We start from the raw sequence: 22,463 nt of genomic DNA, 5'->3' as shown, positions 1-22,463 counted from the left end.
TCTTGTGCTTCCTCGTGGTGTGTGGGTTCGGCTCGGTAGGGCTGGGGTGTTCCGCGACAGCCAAGTGGGATGTGTTTGTTTGAGCGCGGCAGGGTGTGCCGTGTCCGCGCGGGGAGGCTTCGGGGCTGCCCGGCCGGTGAACCGCGAACCACCAGAACCCGGTTGGAAGGCCAGGTGCTGGAATCCCCGGTTTTCACAGCCGGGGAGGACGTCAAAGATAGGGCTTCAGGTGGCTGTTGAGCGCGCCGCAGCCCAGATATTTCTCCACGGTGTGGAAGTCGAGCCAGTCGAGGTTGACCAGGGCCTCCTGGTCGACCCCGGTGAAGCAGGCCCGCAGACCCGGGGGGATCGCCACGATGTCGTCCTTGTCGGCGATGTTGACCCAGCGCCTCACCTGCCGCGGTCGTTCGCCCCAGCCGTTGACCGGGGCGGGCATCAGGTGCTCGAAGATCACATTGCGCATGCCGAGCGGGCTGCCGAGGGTGATCAGCAGGTCGACCTCCAGGTCGGGATTGGCCCACAGCGTCTCGTAGGCCACGACGCTGCCCAGTGAGTGCGCGATCACGACCTTCGGCCGGTTGCGCCTGATCACCTCGGCCACCGCCTCCCGCGACTTCGCCCGCACCTCACCGCCGGCGGCCATGTAGGCGGCGACCTCCGGGCAGAAGAGTTTGGCGAAGTCGGCGGCGTTGACCTGCAGGCGGTCCAGCAGCCAGCCCGTCATCCGGTGCAGGGCTCCGGTCAGCCCCTCCCCCACCGAGTCGAGCTGCCTGGCCCAGGCGACGAAGACCTCCTGGGCTCCGACGTCCATGGCCTGCACGGCGCGGGGGGAGTCGTCCTTGTTCTCGCCCAGCAGGTGGGCGTAGTAGGCGATCTCGGTGACGTAGCGTTCCTTGGCGTGCGGTTCGCCGCCGGTCAGGCCCTTGTGCAGGTAACGGTCCCACTTGTCGCGCATCGTGGTGGCCGCGCCGGTGACCGAGTTACCGGCGTCGCGGTAGTAGTGGTACTTCCCTATCCCGTGCACACCGACGATCTTGTCCATGCGCCCCCGCCTCCCGTTCATCGATATGTACGACAACCGGAGTCACTTTGACGGAAAAGAGCCGGGCCTCACAAGGCCGCGACACGGCCGCGCGGGAATGGGAGCGACCTGAAACTCATCAAGATGGGCCAAACGGGGCATAAACCATTTGATCGATGGGTGCGTCCCCTCGCTACTCTGAACACACATCCCCTGCGAAAAGGAAGTCATCGCCATGCCCGGTCCGCTCCAGATCAGCGGTTCGGTCTCCGTCCCCGAGGCCGAACTCAACTGGCGGTTCTCCCGCTCCTCGGGTCCTGGCGGGCAGGGGGTCAACACCACCGACAGCCGCGTCGAGCTCAGCTTCGACGTGGCCGCCACCGAGGTGTTCGGCCCGGTCTTCAAGGCCCGCGCCCTGGAGCGCCTCGGTTCCCGCCTGGTGAACGGCGTGATCACCATCGCCGCCTCGGAGTTCCGTTCCCAGCTGCGCAACCGTGAGGCCGCCGAGATGCGCCTGGCCCAGATCCTGCGCGAGGCGATCGCCCCGCCCCCCAAGAAGCGCCGCCCGACCAAGCCCAGCAGGGGCGCCGTCGAACGGCGCATCGCCGCCAAGAAACAGCGCTCCGACCTCAAGCGCCTGCGCAGGGACGATCACTAGACGAGCGGGTCCCAAGGAGGTCACCACCGCGCTTCCCCGATGCTTCCCCGATGCCGCCGACGCCGGACGAAGCGAACTCGCCGGGGTGTTCCGGAGGACCGGCGAAAGCCTACGTGAAGGTCGTCCGCCGCTCAGGCGGCCGCGACTCCACCCGGCGGGCAACGGGAGCCGCTCCGCCAGAGCGTGAAGCCCTTTCCAGCGCGCGGGGCGCACGCCATCGTCAGGTCTGCGGGGAACGCCTCACCTGGAATCGGCGTGTCAGTTCCCGGCCCCGCGCCGCCTGCACCTTCTTCGCCTGGCCCACCGCGAACCGCAGCAGCCCGAACGGCGCCGACAGCCGATAGTGGTCGATCACCCGGGTCCCGCCGGGCACCGAGTCGATGCGGTAGCCGTAAGCCACCCGGACGCCACCGGAACTGGCCACGTCCCCGGTTATGGTGCCCTCCCCCAGGCGCAGGGTGACCTCGACGACGTTGTCGCGGCGCAGCGGTCCCATGGTGAATCGCTCGACCGCCGTGAAGCGCACCTCGGCCGGCCCGCGGCGGATGTCGCGGACCTCGACGAGCAGCGGGGACAGGCCGACGTGGTTGTTCGGGTCGGCCAGGTGCTCGAAGACCTCCTCGGCGGCGGCGGACAGGGTGGTCGTGGTGCTGAACTCAACGCTTTTCATGCGGTGTCCCGGTTGACGAGGGTGGATTCGAAGAAGGTGCCGGCGTCAGGAGCCGGTCGAGGACGGCGTCGATCCGGACGGCGTCCGGTCCGAGAAGCAGGCAATCCATACGCATTCCGTCGATGACCTGCAACAGGATCGTGGCGGCGACCGAGGGGTGCGGGGTGGCCGCGCGCTCGAACTGTTCGCTGAGCAGATCGAGCAGGATCTTGCGCTGCGCGCGGTAGTGCTCGGCGAAGCCCGGATCGGTCATGGCGCGCGACACGAACGCCATGACCACACTCGTCTCCGCGGTGCGTTCCTCATCCAGTGGAAGCAACTCCGTCACGATCGCGGACAGCATCTGACGCGGGGACGGCGTGCCCTCTCCCGACCGGGCCCGGAGCCGGTCGGCGCAGCGTCGGCAGTGATGCTCCAGCGCGAACAGGAGCATCTCCTCCTTGGTGCTGAAGTGGTGTTGCAGCGTCCCGGTCGTCACCCCGGCCTCGGCGGCGATCTCCCGCATGCCGGGGAACGTTCCATGGCCGCGCGTCAGGAGCCTCCCCACCGCGTTGGCGATCGCGGCGCGGCGCGCGTCGGGTACCCACCGTTCTCGCATGTCCACCTCCATTACATCCGTAATGTAGCAGCCGTACGTCCGATCAATGGTCGTAGGTGACCAGTGGTCGGGTGACGGGCCGGCCGGTGATGCGGGCGAACGGTGGCCGGCGGGCCTCGGAGCGGATTTCAGCGGCGACGCCGGTGGACACCAGACGGCCGACGAGATTCTCGCCGAGTACCTCTACCAGGACTATGCCGAGGCCTATTGCTGCGCCGCGGCGGGATTGCGACCGCCCGACGCGCGGGCCCTCGTCGGCCCACCGGATCTGTGGCTGCGGCCGCCGGAACAAGACCGCTGAAGCCGGCCACCGATATCGCGGCTCCGGAACTCGATGCGGATCCTCAACGCGGCGGGGGCGTGGTGACACAATGAGGAGATGCCCTCTGTCCCCGCCGTTCCCAGCGTGCGTGCCGTGCTCCTCGACGACGACGACAACCTCGTGCTGTTCCGGCGCACGGTCCCCGGCAGGGAGCTCTACTGGTCGATCCCCGGTGGCCACGTCGAGCCCGAGGACGCCTCCCTGGAGGACACCCTTCACCGTGAGGTCCTGGAGGAGCTGGGCGCCGTCGTCTCCGGCGTCACCCCGTTGACCACCCTGGAATGCGCCCGTGAGGAGGGGGTCAAGACCCAGCACGTCTACGGCTGCCGCCTGGTCTCCATGGACCTCGCCCTGCGCTGCGGTCCCGAGTTCACCGACCCCGCCCGCGGCCTCTACGAGGTGGTACGGCTCCCGCTCGACCCCGCCGAGATCACCGCCATCAACCTGGTCCCCCCGGAGCTCGGTGACTACCTCGCCGACCACGTCGTCCGCCTGCCCGACCTGATCTCCGGCGACCGTGCGGACTCCCGGACTGAGCCACGGCGATCACCGGACATCCAGGGCGGGGAGGCTTCGGGGTTGCCCGGCCGGTGAACCGCGAACCGACAGACCCGGCTGAAAGGCCGGGTGCTGGAATCCCCGGTTTTCAAAGCCGGGGAGGACGTCAAATACGGCGGTCCTCCATCTCCCAGAGATGGTCGATGACGTGCCAGGCGATGCGCCGGGCGGCGTAGCGGGCGGGCCAGCCCCCCGAGACCAGCGGGGAACCGTCCGAGGGGATGGCCAGCACCTCGGTGATCTCCGCCCGGATGGCCGCCAGCCCGGCGGCGTCGCGGAACGGTTTGTGCCGGACACCGATCTTGCGGGCGTAGGCCCGCTCGGCGTTGATCACGTGGGCGACCATCTTGTCCCGGTCCCTGCCACCGCCGCGCGGGCCCTTGCGCAGTTCTTCCGGCGAATCGGCCGTGGCCTCGTCGAAGAGCTCCCACGCCGCCCCGACCAGCGCGACGGTGCGCTCCGCCTCGGCCGCCCCCACCGGCCGCGCGTCCAGCTCGGGGATCGCCTCGATCGCCCCGAAGTCGGTCGTCGAACCCCCCTTGGCCCGTTCCTCGACCACCGGGTCACCCGGCTCGAACGCCAGCCCGGCCCGCTCGGCGACCACCCGGTAGCGCGGCGTGTAGTCCACCAGCGCCTCCAGGGCGAGCTCCTCCGATTTGCCGATCCGGCACCATCCCGGCCACTCCACCGAGCAGGCGAAGACCTTCTTCGGGCCGATCTCCAGATAAGTGTGTGTCATGTCCGGCAGCATTCCAGCCATAGGTGACAGCTGTCGTCAGGTACCGCTGTCGATCATCGGGATCAGGTCGGCGACCGAGTCGACCACCTGGGACGGGCGGAACGGGTAGCGGTCGACCTGATCCTTGCTCACGACGCCGCTGAGCACCAGGATCGTGTGCAGCCCGGCCTCCATCCCGGAGACGATGTCGGTGTCCATGCGATCACCGATCATCGCGGTGCTCTCGCTGTGGCCGTCGATGGCCCGCAGCGCGCTGCGCATCATCATCGGGTTGGGCTTGCCCACGAAGTAGGGCTCCACGCCGGTCGCCTTGGTGATCATTGCCGCGACCGCGCCGCAGGCCGGCAGCGAGCCCTCGTTGGACGGGCCGACCGGGTCGGGGTTGGTGGCGATGAACCTGGCGCCGCCCTCGATCAGCCGGATGGCCCGGGTGATCTGGGTGAAGCTGTAGGTGCGGGTCTCACCGAGCACGACGTAGTCGGGGGCGATGTCGGTGAGGATGTAACCGCTCTCGTGCAGCGCGGTGGTCAGGCCGGCCTCGCCGATGACGTAGGCCGAGCCACCGGGGCGCTGGTCGTCCAGGAACTTCGCGGTGGCCAGGGCCGAGGTCCAGATCGACTCCTGCGGGATGTCGAGACCGGCCGCGCGCAGCCGTACCGCCAGGTCGCGCGGGGTGTAGATGGAGTTGTTGGTCAGGACCAGGAACCGCTTGCCGGACTCGCGCAGGCGGCGGATGAACTTGTCGGCGCCGGGCACCGGATGTCCTTCGTGGACGAGGACCCCGTCCATGTCCGACAACCAGCACTCGATCGGCTTGCGTTCCGTCACCGTTCCCCCGCGTTCCAGGTCGATAGATACGGCAACCAGGATGACAGGTGCGAGGTGAAGGGCACATCATCAGCTCGTACATCATCTGATTTCATCTGAAAACAGCCATTGACCTCGGGCCGTGACGAGCCGTCGCCCCACGGGCGTCCGACCGGCCGGTCAGGGCGCGAGCGCCTCCAGCGCCGCCTCGGCCCGGTACATCGACTCCTCGGGATCGGCGTCGGGCGAGCCGATCTCCGGGTCGAAGTTGAGGTCGTGGAAGACGTCGGTGACGCCCTTGGCCTCAAGCCTGGCGACGTCCTCCCGGATCTCCTCGAACGAGCCGGTCATCAGGGCGCGGTCGGGGATCCCCGGCGGGCGGACCCGGGTGACGGCCCGGGTGACGAAGCGCAACGCCTCGGGGTCGCGCCCGGCGTTCCGGGCCGCTTCCTTTACAATGTAGATTTTTTCATCGATACGATCAAGATTCTCGCCGCTCGAACTGACCCAGCCGTCCGCCAGCCGCCCCACGCGCCGCAGCGCCACCTCCGCGCCGCCGCCCAGCAGGATCGGCGGTGCGACCTCCGGCTTGGGATCCTGGTGCACGGGCGGCAACTCGTAGAACTCACCCTTGTGCTCCACGGTCTCCTCCGACCAGAGCCGCCGCAGCAGCCGGATGAACTCCTCCCCGCGCCGCCCTCTCCGCTCGATCGGCACCCCCGAGGCGGTGAACTCCTCCGGCATCCAGCCGAGCCCGAGCCCGACGTCCAACCGGCCGCCGGACACCGTCTGGAGGCTCGTCAGCTGCTTGGCCAGCAGCGCCGGCGAGGCGAACGGCATGTTGAGCACCGCCACCCCGAGCCGGACCCGGCTCGTCACCCCCGCGAGGTAGGCCAGCGTGACCACCGGGTCGTGCACGCTGCGATAGACCGGCCCCATCGAGTGCCCCTGCGGGTACAGCAGGCGCTGGAAGGTCCACACCTCGTGGTATCCGAGCTCCTCGGCGCCGCGGGCGACCCGCGTCATGTTGCCGGGCGTCGCCCAGGACCCCGATACCGGTACCGCGAATCCGATCCTCATAACCCGTACTTTATTCCGTCCTACGGCACGGCCGTGGATCAGTGGTTCACTTGCCCGATGAGTGACAGCGACGACCTGCTCCACGAGCTCCGCCGGATCGCCGTCCAGTACGGCGAGGCGCCCGCCACGGTGCTGCCGACCCGGCCAGACGTGATCATTGTCCGGGCCGGGCCCGTCGTGGTGAAGGCACACGCCCCCGGGGCCGAGCTGGAGCCGCTGGTGGAGCGGATGCGGGCCACCGCCCACCCGGCGCTCCGCGGGATCATGCTTGAGCCGGTGACCGAGGAGGTCATGATCGTCGCCGATCGGCTGGTCACCGTGTGGCCGACCGGCGTTCCGGTGAACCCCATGAACCCGGAGGCCGCTCCCTGGGAGGCGGCCGCGCGGCTGCTGGCGCGGCTGCACGCCGTACCCGCGGGAGGGCTGCTTCCGCTGCGGGCGGCGGGCGGCCCCGCGAAGGTGACCGCGATGGTCGCCCGCCTGGACGGCGACTCCGCCGCCGAGCTGGTCGTGCGCCGGGCCCTCACCTGCCTGCCCGACCTCGACGCCGAGCCCGCCGGGGAGTCGTTCTCGGAGTCCTTCTCGCTGGCCCACGGCGACTGGCACATGGGTCAGATGGTCCGCACTCCGGACGAGTGGATCCTCATCGACAACGACGACCTGGGCGTCGGCGACCCGGCCTGGGATCTGGCCAGGCCGGCCGCCTGGTTCGCGGCCGGCCTGCTGGAGCCGGAGGTCTGGCACCGTTTCCTGGGCGCCTACCGCGCCGCGGGCGGGCGCGCCGTACCGCCGGACGGCGACCCGTGGGACCGGCTGAACCTTCCGGCGCAGGCGACGACCGTGCAGCTCACGGCGGGGCTGGTGGCCACCGCCAGGCGGGAGGGGCGCCCGATGGGCGAGGCGGAGCAGACGATGATCGACGCCTGTCTGAGAATTATCCGGCTCCGAAGCGCCTGCCACAGCGTGCCCACGCAGTAGGTTGTGGCTACAGAAGCATCAGCCCCAGGATCAAGGAGATCAGCCAGATGCAGTGCCCCAAGTGTCGGGGTGCCATGCGCACGTATGAGCGCAACGGCGTCCACATCGACCAGTGCGAAAGCTGTCGCGGAATTTTCCTGGACTACGGCGAGCTTGAGACCCTGACCCGCATGGAAGGCCAGTGGTCCCAGCAGAGCCATGCCGCTCCGCCGCCTCCGCCGCCGATGCACGGCGCTCCCGCCTGGGGCGCTCCGCAGCACGGCGGCCACTACGGCCATCGCCCGCGTCGTCAGCAGGGCTTGTTCGGGATGCTCTTCTCCTCCTGATCCGACCGGGGGAAACCGAAGACCGCGATCTCACGACGAGATCGCGGTCTTTTTCCGCCGTGGTGACCTCGGCGACCCGGGTCGCCGAGGATCGGCGGTCCCCACGGGCGCCCGTCCGCCGCGACCGCGCTAGCCCGCCGGGCGGACCACCAGCAAGGCCCGGGGGCGCTTGGTGAACTCCACGTCGCCGCGCGCGGTGAACGTCTCGCCGTCGCAGGCCAGCCGTACCGAGCCCGAGGGCGAGGAGACCCGCAGGGTGTCGGCCTGCCACTGCTGGTAGTGCCGGGACAGGCCGAGCCCGCCCAGCAGCACGCTGCTGAACGCGCGCAGCCGGGGCAACCGGGAGGTCGCGGTCAGCAGCCGGATGTCCAGCAGCCCGTCCTCCAGTCTCCGGCGCAGGCGAGGGGCTGCTCCGCGCGAGTCGTAGCGGCAGTTGCCGACGAACAGCGCCCAGACCCGGCGGGGGACCCCGTCGATGACCACCTCCTCGGGCTCGGCGGTGCGCAGCACGCGGTCCAGCGCCCACAGCAGCGCGGGCCACTTGCCGACGCGCCGCTCGATGGACTCGCGCCGGCCGACGAGCTCCGGATAGGCGCCGAGGCCGGCGTTGTTGAGGAAGACCCGGCCCGCCACCTCCCCCACGTCCACCGCGACCATCCCGCCCGAACGGTAGGCGGTCATCGCGTCCTGGGAGTCACGCAGGCCCAGTGCCCCGGCGAAGTGGTCGGACGTCCCGGACGGGATGATCAGCAGCGGCCTGCGATGCTCCAGCGCGGCCCGCGCCCCGCGGCCGACCGTGACGTCGCCCCCGGCGACCGCGAGCACCCGGGCGCGGGCCGCGGCCTCCCCCATGAGCCCGGCCACGTCCCGCCCGGCCGTCTCGACCACCTCGGCCTCGGGCAGCGAGGCCCGCACCGTCTCGGCCGTGGCCGGATCGCCTCCCGCCGAAGAGTTGATCACGGCTACCACCCCCTGGCCGTCGAGGTCGTGGTCGGGCATCGGCGGCGCGGTGACGACGCGCGGCGCGCCCGTCACGGCCTCCGGCCACAGGCGCCGGGTGATCAGGCCGGTCGCCACACCGATCCCGGCGCCCACGAGCACGTCGCCCGGATAGTGCACGCCGGTGTAGACCCGGGAGAAGCAGACCGCGGCCGCCAGGACCGCCACGGGGGCGGCGACCGCGAGGGGCGCCTCCATGGCCACGGCGGTGGCGAAGGCCGCGGCCGAAGCCGAGTGACCGGAGGGGAACGACGCCGACACGGGCACCTTGATCCTCCGCCCCGAAGGGAATCCGTCCAGCGACGGCCTGCTCCGGCCGAAGGCCTGCTTGCCGACCAGGTTGACCAGCGGGCTGGCCAGGCTGACCGCGAGCAGCCCCCTGGTCGCGGCGCGGCGCAGCGGCCTGCGCCCGCTGACCGCCAGCCCGCCGGCCACCCCCGCCCACAGAAGGGAGTTGTCGGCCACCCGGGACAGCGTGGGCACGAAGCGTTCGAGACCGTGCAGTCTCGCGCCCGCCACCATGGCGAACAACCGCCGGTCCAGCCTGCCCAGCCGCGAGCTCAACCGCATGGGCCGCCCCCTTTTCTCCAATGACGAGTGATTGAACAGGCACCTGATTCTGTCGCGTGACCGGAGCCGCGGCACACGCCCCCCGGACGTGCCGCGCGGCGGGCGCGGGCCGGGTCGTCATCGGATCGTCGCCGGATTCCGGCCGGGGCCGGGCTCGGCGGCTACGCGTCCGTGTTTTCCCGCGGCCCGCCGCTAGTCATCCTTCACCGGCGTGGACGGAGGGTCCAGTTTGTGCCCGCGGGCTTTGAGCTCGGCCTCGACCGCCGCGCACACCGTCTCCACGACCGTGACGCGGGCCAGCCGCTTGTCGTCCCCGGCGACCACGTGCCAGGGCCCCTGCGGGTGATCGGTACGGGAGAGCATCTCCTCCACCGCGGTTTCGTACTGCGAGCGCTTCTCGCGGTTGCGCCAGTCCTCGTCGGTGAGCTTCCAGGCCCGCAGCGGGTCGTTCGCCCGGTCGCGGAAGCGTTTCAGCTGCTCCTTCTCGGAGACGTGCATCCAGAACTTGACCATGATCATGCCTTCGGCGGCGAGGGTGCGCTCGAACTCCACGATCTCGCCGTAGGCCCGGGACCACTGTTCCTTCGTGGCGAACCCCTCGACCCGCTCCACCAGCACCCGCCCGTACCAGGACCGGTCGAGCACCGCCATCCCTCCCCAGCCGGGCAGCACCGGCCAGAACCTCCACAGGAAGTGGTGGCGCTTCTCGTCGTAGGTCGGCGCCGCGAACTGGGCGACCCGCACGTGGCGCGGGTCGAGGGGGCGCACCAGCCGTTTGATCGCCCCGCCCTTGCCCGAGGCGTCCCAGCCTTCGAACACCACGCACAGCGGCGGGCCGATGCGCTGCTCGCCGACCTGCCCGCCGAGGATGAGCCTCAGGCGCAGCAGGCGGTCCAGCGCCGCCTCAAGCCGTTCCTCGGCTTTTTTCTTGGGCAGCTTCTGGGACAGATCAACCTGAGACAACCGATTCATGCCGACAGCCTTGCACGTCCACCCGAAAGGAGCGCGGTGACATGCGCCTTCCGGGTGGACGTGTCCGCTCAGGCAAGGCCCGGACGTCAGTCCAGGCGGGCGCGGTAGACCTTTCTCGCCCGCTCGATCAGGTCCAGGTGGTCGTCGAGCTGCCCGGCGGTCTCGAACCTGCCCTCCTGGCGGAGCATCGTCTCCGTGTGGTCCAGCCATTCCAGGCACCAGCGGATGTCCTGTGCCCTGGCCACGTGACGGCCGTCGACGTCGAGGTAGACCGGGCTGGTGTGCGCGTAGGCTCCGGCGCCGGTGAAGGCGCGCTCGTGCCGGCCGCCGACGGCCACCGCGACGACGTAGGTGGGGTCGCCGAGGACCAGCTCGGCGGTCAGCGCTCCGGGCGGCCCCTCGGCCAGGACGCCGTCGGCGGTGCGGATCTCCAGCCGCTCCACCTCGGGGCCGACCGACCCGACGGTGATCGTGACCCGGTCGCCGGGCGACCTCTCCAGCGTGGAGCCGGGCCCGTGCCCGTCGACCAGGAGCTCCAGCCAGGGTCCGGTCGTGCCGAACGTGCGGCCCCGCCTGACGGCCTCGGCGAACGACTCGGCACTCAGCGGCCCGTCCACCTGGGCGTAGACCCGCTCCCAGCCGGGCGGGTTGGACTGGTTGCCACGCCGGGCGAAGGAGATCATCGCGTCGGTCCCCGCGGTGACCGCGAGCCGGTTGCCCGCGCCGATCAGGTGCCGGTAGACGACGGCGGTCGTGGCGATCGCGGTCTGGCTGAGCACGTCGAGGGTGTCCACCAGGCCGAGCGCGGCGTCGGCGACGATCTCTCTGGAGCTGCAGTTGCGACTCCGCCACGGCAGCACGCCCGGGCCGTCGGTGTCGGACATCGGGTTGTGGAAGGGGTGGCTGTAGCCCAGGATGGCGCCGAGGCCGCGCAGTTCCTCGCAGGCCACGCTGTTGGGCGGCCAGTCCACGGTCCCCAGGAAACCGGTGTGGAATCGCGAGGGCGGCGCCGAGACGCCGAAGGCGTAGAAGTGACCGAGCAGGTCGTTGCGGTACTCGACGCCGAGTCTGGCCAGGTGCGTGTCGTCGGACCACGGCAGGTCTCGCCCCGCCCAGTGCTCCAGCGCCTCGGAGTCGTAGACCCGCATCGAGGAGACGTTTCCCGCGACCAGGTTCAGCACGTGCAGGTCCTCGCCGTGCTGCATGGCCGCCGCGTGCTCGGGCGTGCCGACCATGTCGCCCGCCCAGTTGAGATGGACGTGCATGTCCCCTCCGTACCAGCCGCGCGCCGCCGCGTCGTACAGCCGCCGCGGGGTGAGTTCGAGGAGGGTCTCCTCTCCCGCCACGGGGGTGATCTCGACCTTGGCGGAGTCGTACTCCATCCCCCTGGACACCCGTACGGTCAGCGGCTCCGCCGGCACGTCCAGCACCAGGTCGTCACCGTGGAAGTAGGGCAGCAGGTGGTAGTCGCGCCGGGCGGGGGCGCCCTCGGGGTACCAGCCCTGCCCGTGCTCGTCGTACACGCTCCACTTGCACGGGAATCCGGCGCGCACCCGGAGGCGGGCGGCGGGGGCCTTGCGGGTCAGGGCCGAGAGGTCCATGCGCCCGCCGTCCACGATCACCTCGCTCCGGCTGGTGATCGCGATGAGCCGGGCGCCGTGCGGGCCGATCTCGTGGGCCCGGCCGTCCACGAGCACGGTGACCGGATCCTCGCGCGCCGAGTCGACCAGCAGCGTCGTGCTCAGGGGCTCGTCGTCGACTACGGCCTGCGCCCGCGCCTCGATCAGGGCGCCGTCGGAAGTGAGGCGGAGGGCGGCGAGGTTGTCGAGCACCTTGCCCGCCAGGACGTTCCGCACCACCTCGTTCATGTCCAGTTCGGTGAGACGGCTATTGAGCTGCTCGGGGGACATGCCCGGATAGCGCTTGGCGAGCATGTCATCGCATACCTCCCAGAACGTCGTGGCCCCCATCAGGTAGGCGTTGGTGGCCATGGACTTGACGTAGAAGATGGGATCCTCGCCCCAGGTGACCCCGTGCTCGGCCAGCAGTGCTCGGTATTCCTCCAGCGCCCGCGCCACAGCGGGAGGAAGGGTCGGATTGTCACACATACGTCTCTCCCCGTGATCGTGCCCTCATGATCGCGAATATCGTGACATGCCGGATACGGATCGTAAGGGGTGACGTTCGATGAACAGATGACTTAATTCATACCGAGGAGGAGAAAAGTAATTCGGAGACGGTAAACATTCATCCCCGAACCGCAGGGAGACCTCCGCATCCGCGGGCCCGGAGATCAGGTCATCGGGCCGCCGTCCCCCCGGGGGCCGGCGCCGTGCCCAGCCTCATTCTCATCGCGTGCTCCACGAGGGTGATGAGCACCTCCTTGCCCGATTCCCGCTGCCTGGCGTCGCACAGCACGATCGGGATGTCCGGGTGGAGGGTCAGCCCGAGCCTGACCTCGTCGAGGTCGTAGCGGCGCGCCCCGTCGAAGCAGTTGACCGCGACGATGAAGGGGGTCTCGCGCCGTTCGAAGTAGTCCAGGGAGGGAAAGCAGTCGGCCAGCCTGCGCGTGTCGGCGAGGACGACCGCGCCCATCGCGCCGAGGGCCAGCTCGTCCCAGAGGAACCAGAAGCGCTCCTGCCCGGGGGTTCCGAACAGATACAGGCGGTAGGCGTCGCCGATGGTGATGCGGCCGAAGTCCATCGCGACCGTGGTGGTCTGCTTGGTCTCCACGCCGGACAGGTCGTCGACCCCGATGCCGCGGTCGGTCAGGATCTCCTCCGTGCGCAACGGCGCGATCTCGGAGACCGCGCCGACCAGGGTGGTCTTGCCGGCCCCGAACCCGCCGGCGACCAGAATCTTGATCGCCCTGGGCAGCTGCATCCGCCCGGCGTCGCGGCTAGAGCGCACGGAGTCCATCCAGCACCGCCCTGTACAGCCTCTCGTCGTGCATGTCCGTCTCCGAATGAGGTTCTTGCAAGGCGATGAATCCCTGATCGAGCAGGTCGCTGAGCAGGACGCGGACGGTGCCCGCGGGAAGGTTCATGTGCGCGGCGACCTCCGCGACCGACTGGGGCTGGTGGCAGTACCGTGCGATGGCCAGGCACTCCGGATCCAGGCCCGGCTCATGCTGCGCGACGACCCGCACCGTCACCGCCAGGGTGATGAGGTCGAACCTTCCGCTCGTCGGTTCGGTCCTGCCCCGGGTGAGGACGTACGGCCGGACGATCGGCCCCGCCTCCTCACCGACCCACTGCGCGTCATGATTTCCGTCGAAGCGGTTCATCGTGGAGCGTCACTCCTGAAGGACGACTCCGCTGTCCGGCTCGGCGAGGTGAGATAGTGACCGACCCGGGTGACGAGCATGGCCATCTCGTAGGCGACCAGGCCGACATCGGCCTCGGCCGTGCAGAGCACCGCCAGGCAGGCTCCCTGCCCGGCCGCGGTCACGATCAGATAGGCCGATCGCATCTCGATGATGGTCTGGCGCACCGGCCCGCCCTCGACCCGGTCGCTGACCCCGCGTCCCAGGCTCTGGACCGCCGACCCGACGGCGGCCAGGTGCTCGGCGTCGGCCTGGGAGAACCCCGCCGACGCGGCCAGCAGCAGGCCGTCGGTGGAGAAGACGATTCCGTGCCGAGCCTCGTCCACTCGCCCGACCAGGTCGTCCAGCAACCAGGCCAGGTCGGTGAAAGATCCTGTTCCCTGCACCACTCGTTCTCCTCTTCCTGCCGGCCGAGGGTCGCTCGCCGGCCCCTCGCGGCTCGTCGGCGCCGACCCGGCGCGCGCAAACCAAGATCAAAATTAGCGTCACACGGCGGGCTCGCCATCGCCCGCGGAGTCACCGCTCCCGTCGAGCAGTCGTGCCGCCTCGAAACGGCCGCGGCGCGTGCCGTCCTGAAAGGACGACATGGCGGCGCGGATCATCTCCGGCGAGCGTTCGTCGGCGTCGTCATCGGGCGCGGGCGCCGGCTCCGGCTCGTTGTCCTGCAGCGGGGCGGCGAGGTGTGTCTGGGGGACGCGACGCGGCAGGCCGCCCGGCGTATGGCTGGTGTCGGGCGGGGGCATGACCGGGGGCGGCGACGACGCGGCGCCGCCGAAGGCGACGGAGCCGTCGCGGCCGAAAGGACCGGGGAGACCCGCGAGACCGCCGGTCTCCTCGCGGACCTCGGACACGCCGGGCTCGGGGGACGCGTGGCGGCCCGCTCCGGGTCCGGCCTGTTCCCACCTCTCGGACGGCGTCTCCCGGATGGGCTCGTCGATGGTCCTGTCCCTTCTGACTGCCGGCGCGGAGCCACCGGCGATTCCCAGGGGGTCCGCTCCCCTGCCGAGGGTCACGGTGGCGGCGGGCGTCACACCGTTCGCGGCACCGTTCATCGCGCCGTTGCCCGCCGTACGGGCCTGCGGGACGCGCAGGCCGGAGCCGGCGCCGCCCTCGGGCTCCTCCTGCTCGCCGACCAGGGCCTTCGGGATCAGGACGACGACCGTCGTGCCGCCGTACGGCGAGGCCTTGAACGTCACCCGGACCTCGTGCCGCTCGGCCAGCCGGCTGACCACGTACAGTCCCAGGCGGGCGTTGCCCGAGAGCTTGAGCTCCGGAGGGTTGGCGATCCGCTCGTTGGCGGCGACGAGGTTCTCCGGGCTCATGCCCAGACCGCGGTCCTCGATCTCCAGCGCGTATCCGTGCGCCACGGCGTGCCCGCTGACCTGGACCGTCGTGTAGGGCGGCGAGAAGGAGGCGGCGTTCTCGACCAGTTCGGCGATCAGGTGGATGACGTCGCTGACGGCCCTGCCGTCCAGCACCACCTGGCCCAGGGGCAGGACGTCCACCCGGGTGTAGTCCTCGATCTCCGCCAGCGCGCCGCGGACCACGTCGATCATCGGAACCGCGTCCCGCCACGCCCGGCCGGGCGCGGCGCCGGACAGCACCAGGAGGTTCTCGGCGTAGCGGCGCATGCGGGTCGCCAGGTGGTCGAGGCGGAACAGGTCCCGCAGTTCCTGCGGGTCGTTCTCCCGCCGTTCCATGACGTCCAGCACGCTCAGCTGGCGGTGGACGAGCGACTGGGTACGGCGTGCGAGGTTGCGCAGGATGTCGGCGATGTCGCGCCGTAGCTGGGCCTGCTCGGCCGCGACCTTGAGCGCGGTCTGCTGCACGGCGTTGAACGCCTGGCCGACGTGCCCGATCTGGTCGTCGCCGAAGCGCAGCGGCGGCGCCTCGGCCTCGATGTCGACGTCCTCCCCGCGTCCGATCCGCTCCACCACGCTGGGCAGCCGCTCGTTGGCGAGTTCCCAGGCCGCGATCCGCAGCTTCTCCAGCTGCTGGACCAGGGCCCGCGCCGTGGTGATGGACAGGACGATGGAGGCGATGACGGCCATCAGCCCCAGACCGCCGGCGAGCGAGAGGCGCACGATGACGCCGACCGCCACCGGGGCGGCCCGCTCGACGATCCCGTCGCCTGCGGCCAGGACCTCCTCCTGCAACGTCGCCAGCACGGGCTGGGCCACGGAGGTCCACTGCCCGAGGTCGGCCCGCTCGGCCAGGCTTCCCGTGGCGCCCCGGATCAGCTGGTCTTCCATGACACGCATGCGCTTGAACGGCTCGCTCGCCGTCAGCTTCTGGTAGGAGGCGCGGTCGGCCTCCGGCAGCGCGACCGCGGCCTGTTCGAAGAGGAACCGCTGCACGCCGACGGTCTGCGCGAACTGTGCCCGTTCGCTCTCGGTCAGCCGGCCCGCGGCCAGGGCGCCCGCGGCCAGGGCGTCCTCCTGCGCGAGCATCTCCCGTGCCCGGCTCAGCTCGATGACCGTCTGGGTGTCCTTGGCGACCTCCTTGTCGTCCAGCGTCGCCATGGAGTCATAGATGCGGTAGAGGGAGGCGACGACGCCGGCGAACGCCGTGGACGCCCGGAGCCGGTCCGTCCGCCCGGCATCGATCGCCTTGCGGTCCTCCTCGAGGCCGTCCAGGTTCTGGAACGTCTCGGCGATGCGCCGGCTGAGCGCCTCGCTTCCCAGGGTCCGCACGCTGCCGGCGGTCGCGAGCCTCCTGAAGTTCTCGTCGGCCTGCCGGGTCCGCTCACGCTGGACGTTCAGCGCCTCACGCTGCCGGGGGCCGGCGACCGGATCACCCAGGATGATGAGGCTGAGCCGTCGCTCGGTCTGCAACTCGACCAGAAGCCGCTCGCTCGGCTCGGCCACGCTCGCGTCGAGCGAGGCCACCCCCAGCATGTTCAGGCCCTCACGCACCGTCACCCATGCCGTGAACGCCCAGAGCGCGGTAAGTGACACCAGCAGTGCCGTGACCTTGGCCCGCAAACGCCCGTTGCGCAAGCGCATAGCATCCGTCCTGGGTAAAGTGAAATAAAATTCGCAGTGCGTTTCACGGCGATAAATTCGTGTGAATCAATCAGCGCCTCATCGCACGGATCGACGCGGAATCCCACGGATGGCGGCATCTCGCGCCGCACCCGCTGAACCCTAGCAATGTCCCTAAACACCCTCAAGGCGAAGGCGACCCCATAGACCAACTGTCCTTTTTAGGACAAATTTCTCTGTTTATTGCCGGTAACTTTCTGTCACATCACATGGGCGCGGGAGGCGGACGACCCCTCGGCCGTCGTGAGCGGGACCCGCCGTGCCAGATGGAGCGCGCCCAGGATCGCCGCCCTGACGATCGCCCTCGGCGAGTACAGGTCCTTGTCATGCCAGAGCGGCGGAGCGTCGACGGGATCACCCCGCTCGGTGACCGAGCCCAGGAGAAAGCGGTGACCGCGCTCCAGCGCCTCCACGGGCCGCCCCGGCCCCGCCGGGCCGGCCAGCAGCAGGGTCTGCATCGCGTACGCGGTCTCCTCCGCGGTCCCTTCCCAGCGGCCCCAGGATCCGTCCCGACGCTGGGTGCCGAGCAGCCAGCGCACGGCCCCGCGCACCGCGCCCGCCGACTCCTCGCCGCCGAACTCCCACAGCGCGAGCGCGCAGCAGGCCGTCGCGTAGTACGGCGAGGCGTGCCACCGGTCGAGCCAGCTCCCGTCGGCCCTCTGGCGGTCCCGAAGCCAGGCGGCGAGCTTTCGCACGGCCGTCCCGTAGCGGGGTCCGGCGCCCGCGCCTCGGCGCAGGTGCTCGCCGAAGGCGTCGAGCACGTGCGCGTTGACCGTCGGGGAGGCCCCTTCCTCCCCGCGCCAGGTGCAGAAATGGGTGTCCGTCTCGTACGGCCACAGGCTGCCCGGATCGCGGGGAATCCTCAGCAGCGCCAGCGCGTGGAGCGCGACGGAGGTGGTGTCGGCGTCCGGCGGCAGCCCCGGTCCCGCCGCGGCGCCCTCCGGGCCGAGCGCGTCGTTCAGGCTCACCGCCAGCTCGCCCGGCACGTCCACGGGAACGCCCGCGCGCAGCAGCCAGCTCAGCGTCCAGCCTCGTTCGAAGGCGGTGATGGGGGTCGCGCACGGCACCGGACCGCCGGACCTCTCCGCGATCACCTCCAGATACCGTCGCACGGAGCCTCCCCCGCCGAGGGACCCGTCCGTACCCAGCCACGCGGCGCTCGCCGCGGGCGAGGCCCCGATCGTCCCGAGCGGCGAGGCCGAGACCTCCGCCCCGATCAGGCTCGGGACGGCGCCGGGGAGTCCGGCCGCGGCCTCGCCCGCGACCTCCAGCGCGTGCATCAGCTTCCGCTGCACCGCCGCGCCGGAGGCCAGCCACGCCCGGACCGCCGACAGCCTGGCGCCGCTCATGCCCCGGGGCAGGTCCAGCCGCTCGCCGTCCGCGCCCAGACGGTCGTTGATCATGGAGGTCAGGGCGGGCACGATGAGCTCGATCGCGGGCATGTCCGGAAGGGATTCGCCGTCCTCGGCCGACAATCGCCTCAGCGCTCCCATCCCCCGCTCGGCGGCCGCGGCCAGGACGGCGCGCCCGGCGCCGGAGTTCTCGCGCCCCAGCTCCGCCAGCAGCGCCTCGGTCACGCTGAGGGTGGGGACGAGGGCGTAGCCGCCGGGAGCGCCCCAGCCGCCGTCCGGCCGCTGGGCGTTCAGCAGGAACCGGACGCGTCCGGCGTGGCCCGTCAGCCACGGAGCCAGGCTGACCAGCCGTCCCGTCTCGTACGCGGAGGCGGAGACCTGGCCCCACGCGTCGGTCACGAGCCCGGCGACCAGGTCGCGCGCCTCGGCGACCACGTCGACCCGCTCGGGAACCGGGGGCCGTGCCGTACCCGGGAGGAGGAGCTCCCGGGCCCTCACAGCGCTCCCCAGTAGTCGCCGACCCGGTAGAAGCCCGCGCAGAAGTCCATCTGCCGTTCCAGGTAGTCGGCCAGTTCGGGATGGGTCTTTCGCAGGAGCCCGATCAGCTCCCGGCTCCTGGCCGCGAGCTCGGCGACGTGGCGCTCGACCTCGGGCCGGGTGAGGCCGATCAGCAGGGCGTTGAGATCGCCCCAGCTCAGGTCGCGCTCGTAGCTGCCCAGGTCGTTGAGCAGGCGGATCACGCGTTCGACCGCCCAGCTCGCCTCCCTGACCAGGTCGAGGCCGGCGCCGGCGTCCGGATCCGCGGTGTGGAGCCAGTGGGAGGCGAACGCGAAGGAGAAGCCGAGGTTGGCGGCGTTGCCGAGATACTCCTCGAACGTCGGTGTGGTTCCCGCGTCCTTCCACCGCCATTCCGCCAGCATCGCCTCAAGCATGCGCTGGAGCTCCTCGCGCCAGATCGGCCCGAGCACGGGGAACACCGGCGAGGCGGCGAGCTCGTCGCGGATGTCGGCCAGCAGCCGTGTGAGATCGTCGCCGGGAACCGGCGGGGCGCCGTCGGCCACGGCCAGGCAGCGGAACGCCACGTCGTCGGCCTCCGCCGACGACGTCGCCACGTAGTCGATGAGCCAGTCCAGGCCGAACGCCCACAGGCACACCTTGTTGGCCATCCGCAGCCGCTCGGCGGTGAACCAGGGCCCGCTGAACGCCATGGCCAGCGAAAGCGTGCTGTAGAGGGCGGCGTCGAACGGCTTGGCCGCGAACAGGTCGGGATAGGCCTCCGCCCATGTGCGCATGTCGCGCTGGGACTGCCCGGCCACGGCGCAGATCGCCCCGCACTCCGTCGCCGTCGACCCGGTCACGAGATCGGACGGAGTCGTCATGACGCCTCCCCGGGGGCGCGCCGGTTCGAGGTGAGCATCAGCTCGATCTTTTCCTTGGGCCGCAGCGAGGCCGCCGGGGCCGGGGTGAGCGGCCCTGGAGTCCTGACCGCCGTGCGGAAGCGGCTCAGGACGGCCGCGACCAGGAGCGGGGCCTCGACGTAGAACAGATGCTGGCCCAGGCACTGGTGCGGGCCGCCCCCGAAGGGAAAGTAGGAGTACCTGTGCCTGCGCTCTTCCTTTTCCGGGGCGAACCGCTCGGGGTCGAACTCCAGCGGGCGTTCCCAGAACTCGTCCAGCCGGTGCGTGGCATAGGGGCTGATCAGCACCTGTGCGCCCGCCTCGATCCGCACCCCGTCGATCTCCGCGGACTTCACGGCCATCCGGGGGAAGATCCAGCCCGCCGGATAGAGGCGCAGGAGTTCCTGCAGGACCATGCGGGTGTAGCGCAGCCGGGGGACGTGCTCCGGTACGGCGGGGCCGTCGCCGACCACCTCGTCGATCTCCTCGCGGAGCTTGGCGGCCACCTCCGGATGCGCGTCCAGCAGCGGCCACAGCCAGGTCAGGGACATCGCGGTGGACTCCGAGGCCGCGCCGTAGACGCTGACCAGGTCGTCACGGATCTGCCGGTCGTCGATCTCCTCGCCGTCCTCGCCGCGGGCCCGGCAGAGCGCGGAGATGACGTCGAAGGCGCCGTCGGGGTTGGCGCGCGCCCTCCTGATCACCGGGAACACCACCTCGTCGATCACCTTGACGGCCCGCATGAAGGCCCGGTCGCCGGGCACCCGCACGGAGTAGGGCATGAACGGCATGAGCAGCCGGAAGTTGATCGAGGTGGCGGCCGTGTCGTAGGCGGGCGAGAGGCGTTCCCCGTCCTTACGGGTGATCTTACTGCCGAAGAGCACCTTGATCACGGCCTGGTTCACGATGCCGGCCATCTCCTCGGCCGCGTCGACGGGCCTTCCCGACCGGGCGTACTCATCGAGCTCCTCGATGCGCTCGGCGATCGTCTCCGCCATCTGCTCGGCGAGCGAGGCGACGTACCGGGCGGTGAACAGAGGTTGCAGGATCTTCCTGCTGCTCTCCCAGGCGTCGCCCTCGCCGAGGATGCTGGCGCCCAGGACACGTTGCAGGGGCCGCCAGAACATGCCCTCGCGCCGGTAGTTCGTCCAGTCGGTCCGCAGCAGGTGCTGGATGTGCTCGGGGTGGGTCACCAGGTACGGCCGGAACGGCCCCAGGTTCAGCCGGACGATCTCCCCCCGGTTCTGCCTTCCGAGATCCGCGAGGGTGTTCACCGGATCCTTCGCGAACTTCGGCAGAACCTTACGCATGGGAACGGTTCTCACCCTCCGGACCGCCCCGGCTCCCACATTGATCGACATTGCTCCGCTCTCCCACCTCGCGCGACGCGAAACCACGCAGCGTGACAGCCGCCCGGAGCGAGCGCCCGGGCGGCGCGGGCGCAATCCAGGGATCGGCCACGTCATCGGGGCCCGCTCCCGCACGGGAAAAATCAGAGCCGGTCGGCCGGCGACCTTTCAAAAGACTTCCCGCGCCTCGCCATGCGCCTTCTCACACATCACGTATCTAAAGAGTGTTTTATTGCAGTATTTGTAACGCTTCGGGCGAAGTATCACATGATCGACTACAGGCGATCAACCTTGCAGCGAACTAATATTTCTGTCCCAATCCGGACGAGCGTCACTGTTGAGTTTTAATTAGACATTTGCGTACTGTCACCTACTACGGTTGCCAATAGCGGTCACAGAACGTGTTCACTGCCTCACATTTTCACCATGGCCACGCCTGTTTCATGAACCACATCCGCCCACGCCGTACCGGCGATCCCATCCCCCGGCACGCTCGGCCTCACGCCCCGGACCGGCGGCGGACTCGTCCAGGACCGGCGACCGGCCGGCAGCGGGCCCTGCCGCTCCCCGGTCCGGGCCCGGCCGGCACTCCGGGTCCGCGATCCCCCGGCCGAAGCCTCCCGCCGCCCGGCCCGTCAGCCGTAGACCGCCCGCTCCACCTCACCGTGGATGACGGTGCCGCGGTGCTCGCCCTTGCAGATCGCCGCCATGAGACCCGGCTGCTCGATGTCGAAGACGTGCAGCGGCACACCGTGGTCCCGCGCCAGGATGAAGGCCGACTGGTCCATCACCCCGAGCCGGCTGTCGAGGACCTCGTCGTAGGTCAGCCTCTCGAACCGGCGCGCGCCGGGATCGACGCAGGGATCGCTGTCGTACACCCCGTCGACGCCGTGCTTGGCGACGAGCAGCCCGTCGGCGCCGAGCTCCAGCGCACGCTGGACGCTCGGGTAGTCGGTCGTGAGGAACGGCTGCCCGATACCGCAGGCGAGAATGAGCATCGCGCCTTTTTCCAGATGGTGTACGGCGCGCAGTCGTATGAACGGCTCGGCCACCCTGTCAATGGGAATGGCGGTCATGACCCGAACGTCGCGCTCTCCCATGGCATTGAGTTTGCCTCGTAGGAGAAGGCTGTTGATCACGGTCGCCATCATGCCGATATTGTCAGCCTCGACCCGATCGATTCCCCATGCATCCGACCTGCTTCCACGAAATACATTTCCGCCGCCGACGACGATGGCGATCTCCACGCCGAGCTTGCGCACCTCGATGACCTCGGTCGCAAGGTGCGTAAGGGCTGCCGCGCTGAACCCGTAGTCTTCCTCTCCGGCGATCGCCCGCCCGCTGAGCTTGATGACGATCCTCTTGTATTTCATGACTGCTCCCTGCCCTTGAGAAGCGTTGCCGAGCGGCTCCCACAAGGATAATGGGGTCATATCGGACACCTCTTCGTGACCTCGACCCACTGGGAAATGCCATGGATAAGTAAGTCTGTTCAAAACCATTCTCGACGTATCCCCGCGGGGATTATTCAATACCCCATGACGCGGTCACCGGGAAACGGTCGTTCCCGGAACCCGCGGCCCGTTCCGGCACGCACTCACCGCCCACGGCGCGAGGGGGCGCCTCGGCGCACCGCGAAGGCGGGCGCCTCGTGCGCCAGGAAGCGGGGGTGACGGCACGGGCGGGCACGGCACACGG

General features: G+C 70.1%; 22 protein-coding genes. 5 read left to right on the top strand and 17 right to left on the bottom strand.

Annotated features, from left to right (window positions below):
- Window positions 1-211: 211 nt before the first annotated feature.
- Complete coding sequence (locus J2853_RS05230) at window positions 212-1,042, bottom strand: hypothetical protein (protein ID WP_307555499.1); 831 nt, start codon at window positions 1,040-1,042, stop codon at window positions 212-214.
- A gap of 214 nt (window positions 1,043-1,256) precedes the next feature.
- Here J2853_RS05230 and arfB point away from each other — a divergent pair, with 214 nt between their 5' ends.
- Window positions 1,257-1,679 (top strand): alternative ribosome rescue aminoacyl-tRNA hydrolase ArfB, encoded by a 423-nt coding sequence (arfB, locus tag J2853_RS05225; protein WP_307555497.1) that lies wholly within the window; start codon window positions 1,257-1,259, stop codon window positions 1,677-1,679.
- Between the two features lie 220 nt (window positions 1,680-1,899).
- Here the strand turns inward: arfB and J2853_RS05220 are convergent, their stop codons facing one another.
- Together J2853_RS05220 and J2853_RS05215 are read right to left on the bottom strand one after the other, a co-directional pair.
- Complete coding sequence (locus J2853_RS05220) at window positions 1,900-2,349, bottom strand: SRPBCC family protein (protein ID WP_307555494.1); 450 nt, start codon at window positions 2,347-2,349, stop codon at window positions 1,900-1,902.
- Window positions 2,336-2,854: a TetR/AcrR family transcriptional regulator gene (locus J2853_RS05215; RefSeq protein WP_307555492.1), complete on the bottom strand. Its 519-nt coding sequence runs from the start codon at window positions 2,852-2,854 to the stop codon at window positions 2,336-2,338. The genes J2853_RS05220 and J2853_RS05215 overlap by 14 nt, the downstream gene beginning before the upstream one ends.
- 139 nt (window positions 2,855-2,993) lie before the next feature.
- Here J2853_RS05215 and J2853_RS05210 point away from each other — a divergent pair, with 139 nt between their 5' ends.
- Entirely contained in the window at window positions 2,994-3,248 is a 255-nt protein-coding gene (locus J2853_RS05210) for a hypothetical protein (RefSeq protein ID WP_307555490.1), read from the top strand.
- A 78-nt stretch (window positions 3,249-3,326) separates the two neighbouring features.
- Window positions 3,327-3,863, top strand: a complete 537-nt coding sequence (locus J2853_RS05205) for an NUDIX hydrolase (RefSeq protein ID WP_307555489.1) — start codon at window positions 3,327-3,329, stop codon at window positions 3,861-3,863.
- A 70-nt stretch (window positions 3,864-3,933) separates the two neighbouring features.
- On the opposite strand, the gene J2853_RS05200 is transcribed toward J2853_RS05205, so the two are convergent.
- The 3 genes from J2853_RS05200 to J2853_RS05190 all read right to left on the bottom strand — a co-directional run bounded on the left by J2853_RS05200 (window position 3,934) and on the right by J2853_RS05190 (window position 6,453).
- Window positions 3,934-4,566, bottom strand: a complete 633-nt coding sequence (locus J2853_RS05200; RefSeq protein ID WP_307555487.1) for a hypothetical protein — start codon at window positions 4,564-4,566, stop codon at window positions 3,934-3,936.
- Between the two features lie 36 nt (window positions 4,567-4,602).
- Window positions 4,603-5,394 (bottom strand): HAD-IIA family hydrolase, encoded by a 792-nt coding sequence (locus J2853_RS05195; protein WP_307555485.1) that lies wholly within the window; start codon window positions 5,392-5,394, stop codon window positions 4,603-4,605.
- A gap of 159 nt (window positions 5,395-5,553) precedes the next feature.
- Complete coding sequence (locus J2853_RS05190; protein WP_307555483.1) at window positions 5,554-6,453, bottom strand: TIGR03619 family F420-dependent LLM class oxidoreductase; 900 nt, start codon at window positions 6,451-6,453, stop codon at window positions 5,554-5,556.
- Window positions 6,454-6,510: 57 nt separating this feature from the next.
- On the opposite strand from J2853_RS05190, the gene J2853_RS05185 reads away from it, so the two are divergent.
- Entirely contained in the window at window positions 6,511-7,431 is a 921-nt protein-coding gene (locus J2853_RS05185; protein WP_307555481.1) for a phosphotransferase family protein, read from the top strand.
- Window positions 7,432-7,478: 47 nt separating this feature from the next.
- Window positions 7,479-7,757 (top strand): TFIIB-type zinc ribbon-containing protein, encoded by a 279-nt coding sequence (locus tag J2853_RS05180; protein ID WP_307555479.1) that lies wholly within the window; start codon window positions 7,479-7,481, stop codon window positions 7,755-7,757.
- Window positions 7,758-7,886: 129 nt separating this feature from the next.
- Here the strand turns inward: J2853_RS05180 and J2853_RS05175 are convergent, their stop codons facing one another.
- From J2853_RS05175 to pyrH, 11 genes are all read right to left on the bottom strand, one after another.
- A complete protein-coding gene (locus J2853_RS05175; protein ID WP_307555477.1) occupies window positions 7,887-9,326 on the bottom strand; it encodes a bifunctional phosphatase PAP2/diacylglycerol kinase family protein in 1,440 nt (479 codons plus the stop codon).
- 192 nt (window positions 9,327-9,518) lie between these two features.
- A complete protein-coding gene (locus J2853_RS05170) occupies window positions 9,519-10,298 on the bottom strand; it encodes a polyphosphate kinase 2 family protein (RefSeq protein ID WP_307555475.1) in 780 nt (259 codons plus the stop codon).
- An 86-nt stretch (window positions 10,299-10,384) separates the two neighbouring features.
- Window positions 10,385-12,406, bottom strand: coding sequence for a CehA/McbA family metallohydrolase (locus tag J2853_RS05165; protein WP_307555473.1), 2,022 nt, complete (start codon window positions 12,404-12,406; stop codon window positions 10,385-10,387).
- A 190-nt stretch (window positions 12,407-12,596) separates the two neighbouring features.
- Window positions 12,597-13,217, bottom strand: coding sequence for a GTP-binding protein (locus tag J2853_RS05160; RefSeq protein WP_307555472.1), 621 nt, complete (start codon window positions 13,215-13,217; stop codon window positions 12,597-12,599).
- Window positions 13,198-13,584 carry a DUF742 domain-containing protein gene (locus J2853_RS05155; RefSeq protein ID WP_307555470.1) on the bottom strand — a complete coding sequence of 129 codons (387 nt, stop codon included), beginning with the start codon at window positions 13,582-13,584 and terminating at the stop codon, window positions 13,198-13,200. The genes J2853_RS05160 and J2853_RS05155 overlap by 20 nt, the downstream gene beginning before the upstream one ends.
- Window positions 13,581-14,012, bottom strand: coding sequence for a roadblock/LC7 domain-containing protein (locus tag J2853_RS05150; RefSeq protein WP_370879194.1), 432 nt, complete (start codon window positions 14,010-14,012; stop codon window positions 13,581-13,583). Before J2853_RS05150 ends, J2853_RS05155 begins: the two co-directional genes overlap by 4 nt.
- A gap of 96 nt (window positions 14,013-14,108) precedes the next feature.
- Window positions 14,109-16,628 carry a sensor histidine kinase gene (locus J2853_RS05145; protein ID WP_307555468.1) on the bottom strand — a complete coding sequence of 840 codons (2,520 nt, stop codon included), beginning with the start codon at window positions 16,626-16,628 and terminating at the stop codon, window positions 14,109-14,111.
- Between the two features lie 239 nt (window positions 16,629-16,867).
- Window positions 16,868-18,517 carry a prenyltransferase/squalene oxidase repeat-containing protein gene (locus J2853_RS05140; protein ID WP_307555466.1) on the bottom strand — a complete coding sequence of 550 codons (1,650 nt, stop codon included), beginning with the start codon at window positions 18,515-18,517 and terminating at the stop codon, window positions 16,868-16,870.
- Window positions 18,514-19,398 (bottom strand): terpene synthase family protein, encoded by an 885-nt coding sequence (locus tag J2853_RS05135; protein WP_307555465.1) that lies wholly within the window; start codon window positions 19,396-19,398, stop codon window positions 18,514-18,516. The genes J2853_RS05140 and J2853_RS05135 overlap by 4 nt, the downstream gene beginning before the upstream one ends.
- Window positions 19,395-20,726: a cytochrome P450 gene (locus tag J2853_RS05130; protein ID WP_307555463.1), complete on the bottom strand. Its 1,332-nt coding sequence runs from the start codon at window positions 20,724-20,726 to the stop codon at window positions 19,395-19,397. The genes J2853_RS05135 and J2853_RS05130 overlap by 4 nt, the downstream gene beginning before the upstream one ends.
- A gap of 674 nt (window positions 20,727-21,400) precedes the next feature.
- Window positions 21,401-22,198 (bottom strand): UMP kinase, encoded by a 798-nt coding sequence (pyrH, locus tag J2853_RS05125; RefSeq protein ID WP_307568606.1) that lies wholly within the window; start codon window positions 22,196-22,198, stop codon window positions 21,401-21,403.
- Window positions 22,199-22,463 lie beyond the last annotated feature (265 nt).

Origin of the sequence: Streptosporangium lutulentum, from assembly GCF_030811455.1 — a bacterium.
GTDB classification, from domain to species: Bacteria; Actinomycetota; Actinomycetes; order Streptosporangiales; family Streptosporangiaceae; genus Streptosporangium; species Streptosporangium lutulentum.
This window is presented reverse-complemented; position numbering and strand designations above follow the sequence as displayed.

Bases quoted from the DNA above. Each gene is read 5' to 3' on its own strand.
- J2853_RS05180 (WP_307555479.1), top strand. From the start codon at position 7,479: ATGCAGTGCCCCAAGTGTCGGGGTGCCATGCGCACGTATGAGCGCAAC.
- J2853_RS05160 (WP_307555472.1), bottom strand. From the start codon at position 13,217: ATGGACTCCGTGCGCTCTAGCCGCGACGCCGGGCGGATGCAGCTGCCC.
- J2853_RS05230 (WP_307555499.1), bottom strand. From the start codon at position 1,042: ATGGACAAGATCGTCGGTGTGCACGGGATAGGGAAGTACCACTACTAC.
- J2853_RS05170 (WP_307555475.1), bottom strand. From the start codon at position 10,298: ATGAATCGGTTGTCTCAGGTTGATCTGTCCCAGAAGCTGCCCAAGAAA.
- J2853_RS05215 (WP_307555492.1), bottom strand. From the start codon at position 2,854: ATGCGGGAGATCGCCGCCGAGGCCGGGGTGACGACCGGGACGCTGCAA.
- J2853_RS05165 (WP_307555473.1), bottom strand. From the start codon at position 12,406: ATGTGTGACAATCCGACCCTTCCTCCCGCTGTGGCGCGGGCGCTGGAG.
- J2853_RS05205 (WP_307555489.1), top strand. From the start codon at position 3,327: ATGCCCTCTGTCCCCGCCGTTCCCAGCGTGCGTGCCGTGCTCCTCGAC.
- J2853_RS05190 (WP_307555483.1), bottom strand. From the start codon at position 6,453: ATGAGGATCGGATTCGCGGTACCGGTATCGGGGTCCTGGGCGACGCCC.
- pyrH (WP_307568606.1), bottom strand. From the start codon at position 22,198: ATGACCCCATTATCCTTGTGGGAGCCGCTCGGCAACGCTTCTCAAGGG.
- J2853_RS05185 (WP_307555481.1), top strand. From the start codon at position 6,511: ATGAGTGACAGCGACGACCTGCTCCACGAGCTCCGCCGGATCGCCGTC.
- arfB (WP_307555497.1), top strand. From the start codon at position 1,257: ATGCCCGGTCCGCTCCAGATCAGCGGTTCGGTCTCCGTCCCCGAGGCC.
- J2853_RS05220 (WP_307555494.1), bottom strand. From the start codon at position 2,349: ATGAAAAGCGTTGAGTTCAGCACCACGACCACCCTGTCCGCCGCCGCC.
- J2853_RS05210 (WP_307555490.1), top strand. From the start codon at position 2,994: ATGGTCGTAGGTGACCAGTGGTCGGGTGACGGGCCGGCCGGTGATGCG.
- J2853_RS05135 (WP_307555465.1), bottom strand. From the start codon at position 19,398: ATGACGACTCCGTCCGATCTCGTGACCGGGTCGACGGCGACGGAGTGC.
- J2853_RS05200 (WP_307555487.1), bottom strand. From the start codon at position 4,566: ATGACACACACTTATCTGGAGATCGGCCCGAAGAAGGTCTTCGCCTGC.
- J2853_RS05175 (WP_307555477.1), bottom strand. From the start codon at position 9,326: ATGCGGTTGAGCTCGCGGCTGGGCAGGCTGGACCGGCGGTTGTTCGCC.
- J2853_RS05155 (WP_307555470.1), bottom strand. From the start codon at position 13,584: ATGAACCGCTTCGACGGAAATCATGACGCGCAGTGGGTCGGTGAGGAG.
- J2853_RS05145 (WP_307555468.1), bottom strand. From the start codon at position 16,628: ATGCGCTTGCGCAACGGGCGTTTGCGGGCCAAGGTCACGGCACTGCTG.
- J2853_RS05130 (WP_307555463.1), bottom strand. From the start codon at position 20,726: ATGCGTAAGGTTCTGCCGAAGTTCGCGAAGGATCCGGTGAACACCCTC.